Genomic DNA, 11197 nt, shown 5'->3' with positions numbered 1-11197 from the left:
GCGCCGTCCCCCCCCCCCCGGGGGCCCGCCGCGGCGGCGCCTTCTTGTTGGCCTTCTTGTTGTCGACGCCGCGCGCCCCGGCGGTGGAACCGGCGCACACCCCGCCGTTCCCCCGGCGTGTGAGGTGTGGCACGATGCTGGCCACCCCTCGGGGGCGGACCCACCTCCCCGGGCTCCCAGGAACCACATGGAGACACACCGCGTGCAGACCTCCGCGCTCCCGGACCTCGCGCACACCGCCACGAAGCCGGTGCACTGGCTCGCCACGGCCGCGGCCATGGCCGGCGTCGTCGCCCTGGCCGGGCTGCTCCAGCCCCGTACGGCCACGGCGACCGCCACGGCCCCCGAGCAGCGCACGACCCAGCGGAGCGCGCCCGTGGCCGCACCGGATCCGGCCGGGGTGGAGTTCCCGCTGGAGTGCGGCGGGGCCGGAACGACCGTGGCGAAGCAGGCCCCCGGGGACCTCGACGGCGACGGACGGCCGGAAACCGTCGCCGTGGTGCACTGCGACGCGGGCTCCGGGACCCCGCCGGGCGGCATCTACGTCCTGACACAGGGGAGCGGGGCCGCACCCCGGATCGTGGCGACCCTGGTGGACCCCGCTGACAAGAAGACGGTCGGCGACTTCGCCGTACGTGAGGGGCGCATCTCGGCGACCCTGTTCGGCTACTCCTCGCCGGAGGTGCCCCGCTGCTGCCCCGACCAGGAGGAACAGGCCTCCTGGCGGTGGCAGGGCAACGCCTTCGTCCGCACCTCCGGAGACCTCGCGCGCGCTGTGTGACCGTACGGCTGCCGCGTGACCCTATGGGGACCGCGTGACCGTACGGGTCAGGCCGCGTCCGGCCCGTACACCTCCACGTTGTCCTTCACACGCCGCACATGGATGCAGTCCCCGGGACACTCCTTGGCCGAATCGACCACGTCCTGGAGGAGCGTCAGCGGCACCGGAGTGGTGGCCCCCGGGTCCTGGAGGAGCTCGTCGTCGCCGCTCTTCACATAGGCCAGGCCGTCGATGTCCAGCTCGAACACCTCCGGCGCGTACTGCACGCAGATGCCGTCGCCCGTACAGAGGTCCTGGTCGATCCAGACCTCCAGGTCCTGCGCGTCACTGTCGCCCGGCGAGTCCTGCTGCACGGTCATGTGTCCTGCCGTTCCCTGCGTATCCGAACCCATTGGAGCCAGCCCTGACGGGTGTTGAACGCTTCGACGATACAACCGGCGGCTTTCCGATGCCGAAGGGTGGGTATTCCCTTGACGTGAGGGAGAGCGCAAGGGTGAAGATCGGACACACCCCGCAGTCTTTGTGATCTAGGGGTTTCAATCACCACCAGCCCAGGTAGGGTCAGGAAGCGTCCAGCTCCCCATGGAGGAGGTGAGGACCGTGGCAGCCCACGACGACGACATCAACCGCGGCATCCGGCCCGCGCGAGGGTCAGAAGACCCGGCCGGCCAGGTTGCCTATCTCGAGCAGGAAATCGCCGTCCTGCGACGTAAGCTCGCCGACTCTCCGCGTCATACGAGGATTCTCGAAGAGCGGATCGTCGAGTTGCAGACGAATCTGGCAGGTGTGTCCGCACAGAACGAGCGGCTCGCCAACACGCTCCGTGAGGCGCGTGACCAGATCGTGGCGCTCAAGGAGGAGGTCGACCGGCTCGCACAGCCGCCGGCCGGCTTCGGTGTCTTCCTGCAGGCCAACGAGGACGGCACCTGCGACATCTTCACCGGGGGCCGCAAGCTCCGGGTGAACGTGTCTCCCAGCGTCGAACTGGAGGACCTCCGGCGCGGCCAGGAGGTCATGCTCAACGAAGCGCTCAACGTGGTCGAGGCCATGGAGTTCGAGCGGGCCGGGGACATCGTCACCCTCAAGGAGATCCTTGAGGACGGCGAGCGCGCCCTGGTGGTGGGGCACACCGACGAGGAGAGGGTGGTGCGGCTCGCCGAGCCGCTGCTGGACATCACCATCCGCTCCGGTGACGCCCTGCTGCTCGACTCCCGGTCCGGTTACGTCTACGAGGTGGTCCCCAAGAGCGAGGTCGAGGAGCTCGTCCTCGAAGAGGTTCCGGACATCGACTACGACAAGATCGGCGGTCTGGGCGACCAGATCGAGCTGATCCGCGACGCGGTCGAGCTCCCCTACCTCCACCCCGACCTCTTCAAGGAGCACGAACTGCGGCCGCCGAAGGGCATCCTGCTCTACGGTCCGCCCGGCTGCGGCAAGACGCTCATCGCCAAGGCCGTCGCGAATTCGCTCGCCAAGAAGGTCGCCGAGGTGACCGGGCAGCCCGCGGGGAAGAGCTACTTCCTCAATATCAAGGGCCCCGAGCTGCTCAACAAGTACGTCGGCGAGACCGAGCGGCACATCCGCCTGGTCTTCCAGCGTGCACGGGAGAAGGCGAGCGAGGGCACCCCCGTCATCGTCTTCTTCGACGAGATGGAATCCCTCTTCCGCACCCGCGGCAGCGGCGTCAGCTCGGACGTGGAGAACACCATCGTCCCGCAGCTGCTCGCCGAGATCGACGGTGTGGAGGGCCTGGAGAACGTCATCGTCATCGGCGCCTCCAACCGCGAGGACATGATCGACCCCGCCATCCTGCGACCCGGCCGACTCGATGTGAAGATCAAGATCGAGCGTCCGGACGCCGAGGCCGCGAAGGACATCTTCGCGAAGTACCTGACCCCGTCGCTCCCGCTGCACGCGGACGATCTGGCCGAGCACACCGGCTCCCGGCCGGCCGCCGCCCACGCCATGATCCAGTCCGTCGTGGAGCGGATGTACACGGAGTCCGAGGAGAACCGCTTCCTTGAGGTCACGTACGCCAACGGCGACAAGGAAGTCCTGTACTTCAAGGACTTCAACTCCGGAGCGATGATTCAGAACATCGTCGACCGGGCAAAGAAAATGGCCATCAAGGCATTCCTGGAACACGGCCAGAAGGGTCTGCGGGTCGCACATCTCCTCCAGGCCTGCGTGGACGAGTTCAAGGAGAACGAGGACCTGCCCAACACCACCAACCCGGACGACTGGGCCAGGATTTCCGGCAAGAAGGGTGAGCGGATCGTCTTCATCCGCACACTCGTCACCGGAAAGCAGGGCGCGGACACCGGACGCTCCATCGACACGGTGGCCAATACCGGCCAGTACCTGTAATACGCCGACCGGCTGCGGATGCCCGGAGGGGCATCCGCAGCCGGTCGTTTTCCCCCGTTCCGGCCACGCCGGAGCAATGTCGTAATTGATCTCCCCACCGGCGCAGAGGCGCTCTAGGCTCTGCGGTACCGCCGAGTCGCGCAGTGCGGTGACGGGCACCGCATACGCACCGGACAAGCAGCGGTACTTGAGCGTCGCTCCCGGACGGGACCGACGCCGGGCAAGGAGGGCCGCATGACCGTACGGCGAGTAATGGGCATCGAGACGGAGTACGGGATCTCCGTCCCCGGCCACCCCAACGCCAATGCCATGCTCACCTCGTCCCAGATCGTCAACGCCTACGCGGCGGCGATGCACCGGGCGCGTCGCGCCCGCTGGGACTTCGAGGAGGAGAATCCGCTGCGCGACGCGCGAGGCTTCGACCTCGCCCGTGAGACCGCCGACTCCAGCCAGCTCACCGACGAGGACATCGGCCTGGCCAATGTGATCCTCACCAACGGTGCCCGGCTCTACGTCGACCACGCGCACCCCGAATACAGCTCACCGGAGATCACCAACCCGCTCGACGCGGTGCTCTGGGACAAAGCCGGCGAACGGATCATGGCCGAGGCCGCCGAGCGGGCGGCCGCCATCCCCGGCGCCCAGCCGATCCACCTCTACAAGAACAACACCGACAACAAGGGCGCCTCCTACGGCACGCACGAGAACTACCTGATGCAGCGGGAGACCCCGTTCTCGGACATCGTGCGCCATCTGACGCCGTTCTTCGTCTCCCGCCAGGTCGTCACCGGCGCTGGACGGGTCGGCATCGGCCAGGACGGCCACGAGCACGGCTTCCAGATCAGCCAGCGCGCCGACTACTTCGAGGTCGAGGTCGGCCTGGAGACCACGCTCAAGCGCCCCATCATCAACACCCGGGACGAGCCCCACTCCGACGCGGAGAAGTACCGCCGGCTCCATGTGATCATCGGCGACGCCAATCTCTCGGAGATCTCGACCTATCTGAAGCTCGGCACCACGTCCCTGGTGCTGTCCATGATCGAGGACGCCTTCATCAACGTCGACCTCGCGGTCGACCAGCCCGTACGCACGCTGCACCAGGTCTCGCACGATCCGGACCTCAGGCAGCTGATCACGCTCCGCAACGGCCGGACACTGACCGCCGTCCAGCTCCAGATGGAGTACTTCGAGCTGGCCCGCAAGTACGTCGACGAGCGGTACGGCACCGACGCCGACGAGCAGACCAGGGACATCCTGACCCGCTGGGAGGACACGCTCAACCGGCTGGAGACCGATCCGATGAGCCTGGCCGGTGAGCTGGACTGGATCGCCAAGCGGGAGCTCATGGAGGGCTACCGCCGCCGTGACTCGCTGGACTGGGACGCACCCCGGCTGCACCTGGTCGACCTCCAGTACGCCGACGTACGGCCCGACAAGGGGCTCTACAACCGGCTGGCGGCCCGTGGCCGGATGAAGCGGCTGCTGGACGAGGACGACGTCACCAGGGCCCGTACGAAGCCTCCGGAGGACACCAGGGCCTACTTCCGGGGCCGCTGCCTGGAGCAGTACGCCGACGACGTGGCGGCCGCCTCCTGGGACTCGGTGATCTTCGACCTGCCGGACCGCGACTCGCTCCAGCGGGTGCCCACCCTGGAGCCGCTGCGGGGCACCAAGGAGCACGTGAAGGACCTGCTGGACCGCTGTCGTACGGCGGAGGAGCTGGTCCGGGTGCTCTCGGGCGGCTGAAAGGTGTCCGGGCTGGGAATCAATCACCTGAGGCCCGGACGTTGAACAACTACCGGGCCAAATGTCGGACCCCGTGGGTAGGGTCTGATCAAGAGCTTCGATTTGCTTCGAACCGAGCGGGGTGAGCTACATGGCGACCAAGGACACCGGCGGCGGACAGCAGAAGGCGACGCGTTCCACCGAGGAGGTCGAGGAGCAGGCGCAGGACGCGCAGGCGTCCGAGGATCTCGCGGAGCGCCAGGAGAAGCTGAGCGACGACGTCGACTCGGTGCTGGACGAGATCGACGACGTCCTCGAAGAGAACGCCGAGGACTTCGTGAGGTCATTTGTCCAGAAGGGTGGACAGTAGTTCACGAGTGTGAACGCCCGGGAGGGTTCCGGGCGACCGTAGTGCCCCGGGGAGACGGGGTGACGGCGCACGCAACGGTGTGCGCGGTCACCCCGCTCGTGAACCGGGGGAGCGCCCCCGGTTCACGAGCGCGGGATCGGCACAGATCCCTCCGCCGAACATGTGGATCACCGCCCCCGGGCGGGTAGGGTCCGTGGCATACCTTGCTTCAACGGCAATTCGGCCATCGGCAAGTTGGGGGATGATCCTGACTCTCTTGCGCAGGGCCATCGCATACCTGGAGGGAAACGCGTGGAAGCCAACACTCGTAGCACCGGGCGTCTACCAGCTGCCTTCCTGACGCCGGGATCGTCCTCGTTCATGGACTTCCTGTCCGACCAGTCTCCCGAGATGCTCCCGGGCAACCGGAGCCTGCCGCCGCTCCAGGGGGCCATCGAGGCACCGCACGGGACGACCATCGTCTCGGCGTCCTTCCCCGGCGGTGTGGTCCTGGCCGGTGACCGGCGCGCCACCATGGGCAACATGATCGCGACGCGCGACATGCAGAAGGTCTTCCCGGCCGACGAGTACTCCGCGGTGGGCATCGCCGGCACCGCCGGACTGGCCGTGGAGATGGTCAAGCTGTTCCAGCTGGAGCTGGAGCACTTCGAGAAGGTCGAGGGCGCCCAGCTCTCCCTGGAGGGCAAGGCCAACCGGCTCTCCACCATGATCCGCTCCAACCTCGCCATGGCCATGCAGGGCCTGGCCGTGGTGCCGCTCTTCGCGGGGTACGACGTCGACCGGGAGAAGGGCCGCATCTTCTCCTACGACGTCACGGGCGGCCGCACCGAGGAGACCGGTTACGCGGCCACCGGCTCCGGCTCGATCTTCGCCCGCAACTCGATGAAGAAGCTCTACCGCGAGGATCTGACGGAGGAGCAGGCCCTCACCCTGGTCGTACAGGCGCTGTACGACGCCGCCGACGACGACTCGGCGACCGGCGGCCCGGACGTGGCCCGCCGGATCTACCCGATCGTCACCGTCATCACCGACGAAGGCTTCCGGAGGCTGGGCGACCAGGAGTCCGCCGGCATCGCGCGCTCCATCCTGGAACGCCGCCTGGAGCAGCCCGACGGCCCGCGCGCCGCGCTGCTCTGATCCGGACTCCGAGCCCTCCGAGATGCACTCGTCACTGACAGAAAGGGACGGATAGCCGGTGTCGACGCCGTTCTATGTCTCACCCCAGCAGGCCATGGCCGACCGGGCGGAATACGCCCGCAAGGGCATCGCCCGTGGTCGCAGCCTCGTTGTGCTGCAGTATGCCGACGGCATTGTGTTCGTCGGCGAGAACCCGTCCCGTGCGCTGCACAAGTTCAGCGAGATCTATGACCGGATCGGCTTCGCGGCCGCCGGCAAGTACAACGAGTACGAGAACCTCCGCATCGGCGGCGTGCGCTACGCCGACCTGCGCGGATACACCTACGACCGGGACGATGTGACGGCCCGTGGGCTGGCCAACGTCTACGCCCAGACCCTCGGCACGATCTTCTCCAGCGCGGCCGAGAAGCCGTACGAGGTGGAGCTGGTCGTCGCCGAGGTCGGCACCGCCCCCGAGGGCGACCAGATCTACCGGCTGCCGCACGACGGTTCGATCGTGGACGAGCACGGCTCGGTCGCGGTCGGCGGCAACGCCGAGCAGATCAGCAGCTTCCTCGACCAGCGCCACCGCGACGGCATGACGCTCGCCGAGGCGCTCAAGCTGGCCGTCCAGGCGCTCTCCCGGGAGCCCGGGGGCGGCGAGCGGGAGATTCCCGCCGAGCGCCTCGAAGTCGCGGTGCTGGACCGTACGCGGCCCCAGCAGCGCAAGTTCAAGCGGATCGTCGGCCGCCAGCTGACCCGGCTGCTCGACGCGGAAGCGGCGAGCGCCACCCCGACGGACGCCCCGTCCGACACCGAGGAGACCGACTCCACGGACACCGGCTCCACGGACACCACCAACACCGACACCGGTACCGGCAGTTCGTCCGGCGCCACCGAGGAGTAGGCGGCAGCGCCTTCGCCGTGCCCCCGGGCCCCGGCCCGGGGGCACGGTCATGCCCGGGCGGCGGGCGGCGGTGCCGTGGAGCCCCGTACGACCAGCCGCACCGGCAGGCTGCCCGGCTCGGCGGGGCGGCCGTCCAGCACCGCGAGCAGCGCCGCCATGCCCCGCTCCCCGACCTGTTCGGCGGGCAGTCGCACGGTGGTGAGCTCCGGTTCGAGCGCGGTGGCCAGCGCGAGGTCGTCGAAGCCGGTGACGGAGAGGTCGTTCGGGACGCGCAGCCCCAGCCGACGGGCCGCCTTGCAGGCCCCGGCCGCCAGGATGTCGTCGTCGCAGACGATCGCGGTGGGCCGCTCCCCGGCCACGGCCAGCGCCTGCTCGGCCGCCTCCCGTCCGGCCCGTACGTCGAGCGGGGCCCGTACCGTACGCAGCTCGGTGCCCGGCACCGCCTCCACCGCCTCCCGCAGCGCCTGCGCCCGGACCGCGAACGTCCAGGTGTCCACGGCGGAGGCCAGATGCACGAACCGGCGGTGGCCGAGGCCCAGCAGATGCTCCGTCACCTGGCTCATGCCGTCGGCGATGTCCAGGTTCACATGGGCCGCCGCGTCCGTCCCGGCCGGATCGCTGTCCAGCATCACCAGCGGCAGCTCGGCCCCGTGCAGGGCGCTCAGCGCGTCGGAGGCCATGGAGGAGGCGATCACCCCGTCGAGGGCGGCGCGGGCCGAGGCGAACGGGTCCCGGGCCGGTCCGGTGCCGTCCGGCGAGGGGTAGAGCACCACGCCGAAGTCGTGCTCGGCGGCGACGGCGGCGGCCCCGGTGTAGACGCGGGCGAAGAACTCGTTGGTGAGCGCCGGGACCACCAGCAGCGCGGTCCTGGTGCTGCCGAGCCGCAGACTGCGGGCGGCCAGATTGGGCCGGTAGCCCAGCTCCGCCGCCGCCTCCCGGACTCGCTGGGCCGTGGCCTCGGAGACCCGGCCCGGCCACTTCTCGGCCAGCACCAGCGAGACCGTCGCCTGCGAGACGCCCGCCGCGCGGGCCACGTCGCGACTGGTGGGCCGGGGCGGAGCGGGCTGGTGCGGGTCGGTCACTCGGGCCTCCGTGCGGGGTGTTTCCGTGCCGCCGCGAGGTGGACCCGCGGACTGCGCTCATGGTACGTATGAACCTCGACGTTATACGTAAAACCTCGGGCGGTGGAAGCCGTCCGGCGGAAAGGTGGCGGCCATGGCCGCGGGATATCTGGACATCCTCCGGGCGCGGCATGCCGCCCGGCTGCTGACGGGCACCCTGGTGGGGCGGCTGCCCAACGGCACCGCCCATATCGCGATCGTGCTGTTCACCCGCGCCGAGGGCGGCAGCTACACCCTGGCCGGGGCCCTGGCCGCCGCGTACGGGCTCGCCACCGCCGTCGGGCAGCCGCTGCTCGGCCGGGCGGTCGACCTGTACGGGCAGCCGCGCGTCCAGCTCCCCGCCGCCGTGCTCTCCGCACTCGGCATGGCCCTGCTGGCCGTCTCCGGTCTCGGCTCGCTCCCGCTGGCCTACGTCGCCGTCGTCCTCGCCGGAGTCGCCACACCGCCCCTGGAGGGCGGGCTGCGGGCCCTGTGGCCCAGCGTGCTGAAGCGCGAGGACCAGGTGCACCGGGCGTACGCCATGGACGCCGTGGCGCAGGAGATCATGTTCACCGTCGGGCCGCTCCTGGTGACGGTCCTCGTCTCGCTCTGGTCCCCGGCCGCCGCCCTGCTCGTCATCAACGCCATCGGCGTCCTGGGCGCGCTGTCGGTCGTCCTGTCGGAGCCCTCGCGCGCCTGGCGCTCCGCACCCCGCGAGGCGCACTGGCTCGGCGCCCTGCGCTCGCCCGGACTCCTGGCCCTGCTCGGCGCGTTCTTCTTCGTCGGGCTCGCGCTCGGCTCCATCACGGTGGCCGGTGTGGCCTACGCGGACGACCACGGCCGGGAGTCGGTGTACGGCTGGCTGATGGCCGCGCTCGGTCTCGGCGCCCTGATCGGGGGCCTGGCCTACGGGGCGAGGCAGTGGGCCGGTCCGCCCGAGCGGCGGCTGCGGGTCATCGTCGGCCTCCTGGCGCTGGGCTACCTGCCGTTGACGCTCACACCCTCGGTGCCCGTCATGGCCGCCCTCGCCGCGCTGGCCGGAGTCTTCCTCGCCCCGGCCATCGCGTGCTCGTTCCTCGTGGTGGACCGGCACGCCCCGCGCGGCACGGTGACCGAGGCCTTCTCGTGGCTCGTCACCACCTTCGGCGTCGGCGCGGCAGCCGGAACGGCTGTCGCGGGACCGGCCGTCGAGCTCGGCTCGACCGCCTGGAGCTTCGGCGTGGCGGGGGTCGGCGGAGTGCTCGCCCTCGTCGTCCTCCTGGCCACCGGAAGGGTCCTCGCAGCTCCCGTACGCACCCCCGCCGTTGTGGCGGGATCGGAAAATGATCGAAACGGTGCTGTCGAACCCGGTTTCAGCACCGGCCGTAAGGCGTAATGTTCAGTCATGGACCGCCGCATTTTCGGGCTGGAGAACGAGTACGGCGTCACGTGCACGTTCAGGGGACAGCGCCGACTGTCACCTGACGAAGTGGCGCGCTACCTCTTCCGCCGTGTTGTGTCATGGGGCCGCAGCAGCAATGTCTTTCTGCGGAACGGCGCCCGCCTCTACCTCGACGTGGGATCGCATCCGGAATATGCAACCCCCGAATGCGACAACGTGACCGAACTGGTCACGCACGACAAGGCCGGCGAGCGCATTCTCGAAGGCCTGCTCGTCGACGCCGAACGCCGCCTGCACGAGGAGGGAATCGCGGGCGACGTCTATCTCTTCAAGAACAACACCGACTCGGCGGGAAACTCCTACGGGTGCCACGAGAACTACCTCGTGGCCCGGCACGGAGAATTCTCCCGGCTCGCGGACATCCTCATCCCCTTCCTCGTCACCCGTCAGCTCATCTGCGGGGCGGGCAAGGTGCTCCAGACCCCGCGCGGAGCCGTCTACTGCGTCAGCCAGCGCGCCGAGCACATCTGGGAGGGCGTCAGCTCCGCGACCACCCGCTCCCGGCCGATCATCAACACCCGCGACGAGCCCCACGCCGACGCCGAGCGGTACCGCCGCCTCCACGTCATCGTCGGTGACTCGAACATGTCCGAGACGACCATGCTCCTCAAGGTCGGCGCCACCGACCTGGTGCTGCGCATGATCGAGGCGGGCACGGTGATGCGCGACCTCACCCTGGAGAACCCGATCCGGGCCATCCGTGAGGTCAGCCACGACCTCACCGGCCGCCGTAAGGTGCGCCTCGCCAGCGGCCGAGAGGCCTCGGCCATCGAGGTCCAGCGGGAGTACTACGAGAAGGCCGTGGACTTCGTCGAGCGCCGGGGCATCCGCACCGGCACCGTGGACCAGGTCCTGGAGCTGTGGGGCCGCACGCTGGACGCGGTGGAGGCCGAGGACCTCGACCGGATCGACACCGAGATCGACTGGGTCATGAAGTACAAGCTCATCGAGCGGTACCGGGCCAAGCACAACATGACCATGTCGAACCCGCGGGTCGCCCAGATAGACCTCGCCTACCACGACATCCACCGTCGCCGCGGCCTCTTCTACCTGCTGGAGAGGAAGGGGCAGACCGCCCGCATCTGCAACGACCTGAAGATCTTCGAGGGCAAGACCGTGCCCCCGCAGACCACCCGGGCGAGGCTGCGCGGCGACTTCATCCGCCGGGCCCAGGAGCAGCGGCGGGACTTCACCGTCGACTGGGTCCACCTCAAGCTCAATGACCAGGCGCAGCGCACGGTGCTGTGCAAGGACCCCTTCCGCTCCGTGGACGAGCGGGTGGAGAAGCTCATCGCCGGGATGTGAGCCGGCCGGCCCGCCGAGGGCCGCTGTGCGCCGGGGCATACCAGCTCCGGCGCACAGCCGTGTCGGTACCCCTGATGCCCCTGGG

General features: G+C 69.5%; 10 protein-coding genes and 1 pseudogene. 9 read left to right on the top strand and 2 right to left on the bottom strand.

The features are described 5' to 3' along the window. Nucleotides 1-202: 202 nt before the first annotated feature. A complete protein-coding gene (locus tag ACFW9Z_RS30700) occupies nucleotides 203-781 on the top strand; it encodes a hypothetical protein (RefSeq protein ID WP_384645877.1) in 579 nt (192 codons plus the stop codon). 47 nt (nucleotides 782-828) lie between these two features. Here the strand turns inward: ACFW9Z_RS30700 and ACFW9Z_RS30695 are convergent, their stop codons facing one another. Beyond that, nucleotides 829-1140: a ferredoxin gene (locus tag ACFW9Z_RS30695; RefSeq protein ID WP_384645869.1), complete on the bottom strand. Its 312-nt coding sequence runs from the start codon at nucleotides 1138-1140 to the stop codon at nucleotides 829-831. A gap of 241 nt (nucleotides 1141-1381) precedes the next feature. Here ACFW9Z_RS30695 and arc point away from each other — a divergent pair, with 241 nt between their 5' ends. The 6 genes and pseudogenes from arc (at nucleotide 1382) to prcA (ending at nucleotide 7266) form a co-directional block, all read left to right on the top strand. Next, entirely contained in the window at nucleotides 1382-3148 is a 1767-nt protein-coding gene (gene arc / locus ACFW9Z_RS30690) for a proteasome ATPase (RefSeq protein WP_384645868.1), read from the top strand. A 234-nt stretch (nucleotides 3149-3382) separates the two neighbouring features. Then, nucleotides 3383-4894, top strand: a complete 1512-nt coding sequence (dop, locus tag ACFW9Z_RS30685) for a depupylase/deamidase Dop (RefSeq protein ID WP_384645867.1) — start codon at nucleotides 3383-3385, stop codon at nucleotides 4892-4894. A gap of 130 nt (nucleotides 4895-5024) precedes the next feature. Next, nucleotides 5025-5243, top strand: coding sequence for a ubiquitin-like protein Pup (locus tag ACFW9Z_RS30680; protein WP_003970166.1), 219 nt, complete (start codon nucleotides 5025-5027; stop codon nucleotides 5241-5243). A 153-nt stretch (nucleotides 5244-5396) separates the two neighbouring features. Next, nucleotides 5397-5583, top strand: a pseudogene (locus tag ACFW9Z_RS30675) (endonuclease domain-containing protein); the annotation flags it as partial. Next, entirely contained in the window at nucleotides 5535-6380 is an 846-nt protein-coding gene (prcB, locus tag ACFW9Z_RS30670; RefSeq protein ID WP_384645866.1) for a proteasome subunit beta, read from the top strand. The pseudogene ACFW9Z_RS30675 and the gene prcB, both read left to right, overlap by 49 nt. Before the next feature lie 58 nt (nucleotides 6381-6438). Continuing rightward, nucleotides 6439-7266 (top strand): proteasome subunit alpha, encoded by an 828-nt coding sequence (prcA, locus tag ACFW9Z_RS30665; protein WP_384645864.1) that lies wholly within the window; start codon nucleotides 6439-6441, stop codon nucleotides 7264-7266. Nucleotides 7267-7313: 47 nt separating this feature from the next. Here prcA and ACFW9Z_RS30660 read toward each other — a convergent pair whose 3' ends face one another. Next, nucleotides 7314-8348, bottom strand: a complete 1035-nt coding sequence (locus tag ACFW9Z_RS30660) for a LacI family DNA-binding transcriptional regulator (protein WP_384645863.1) — start codon at nucleotides 8346-8348, stop codon at nucleotides 7314-7316. Nucleotides 8349-8481: 133 nt separating this feature from the next. On the opposite strand from ACFW9Z_RS30660, the gene ACFW9Z_RS30655 reads away from it, so the two are divergent. Together ACFW9Z_RS30655 and pafA are read left to right on the top strand one after the other, a co-directional pair. Then, nucleotides 8482-9741 carry an MFS transporter gene (locus ACFW9Z_RS30655; protein WP_384645862.1) on the top strand — a complete coding sequence of 420 codons (1260 nt, stop codon included), beginning with the start codon at nucleotides 8482-8484 and terminating at the stop codon, nucleotides 9739-9741. A gap of 9 nt (nucleotides 9742-9750) precedes the next feature. Further along, nucleotides 9751-11112, top strand: coding sequence for a Pup--protein ligase (gene pafA / locus ACFW9Z_RS30650; RefSeq protein WP_384645861.1), 1362 nt, complete (start codon nucleotides 9751-9753; stop codon nucleotides 11110-11112). The last annotated feature ends 85 nt before the right edge of the window (nucleotides 11113-11197 follow it).

The organism is Streptomyces sp. NPDC059452, assembly GCF_042750035.1.
In the GTDB taxonomy this organism is placed as follows: domain Bacteria; phylum Actinomycetota; class Actinomycetes; order Streptomycetales; family Streptomycetaceae; genus Streptomyces.
This window is presented reverse-complemented; position numbering and strand designations above follow the sequence as displayed.

Coding starts and splice junctions, on each gene's coding strand:
- ACFW9Z_RS30695 (WP_384645869.1), bottom strand. CDS start 1,140: ATGACCGTGCAGCAGGACTCGCCGGGCGACAGTGACGCGCAGGACCTG.
- ACFW9Z_RS30680 (WP_003970166.1), top strand. CDS start 5,025: ATGGCGACCAAGGACACCGGCGGCGGACAGCAGAAGGCGACGCGTTCC.
- dop (WP_384645867.1), top strand. CDS start 3,383: ATGACCGTACGGCGAGTAATGGGCATCGAGACGGAGTACGGGATCTCC.
- ACFW9Z_RS30655 (WP_384645862.1), top strand. CDS start 8,482: ATGGCCGCGGGATATCTGGACATCCTCCGGGCGCGGCATGCCGCCCGG.
- pafA (WP_384645861.1), top strand. CDS start 9,751: ATGGACCGCCGCATTTTCGGGCTGGAGAACGAGTACGGCGTCACGTGC.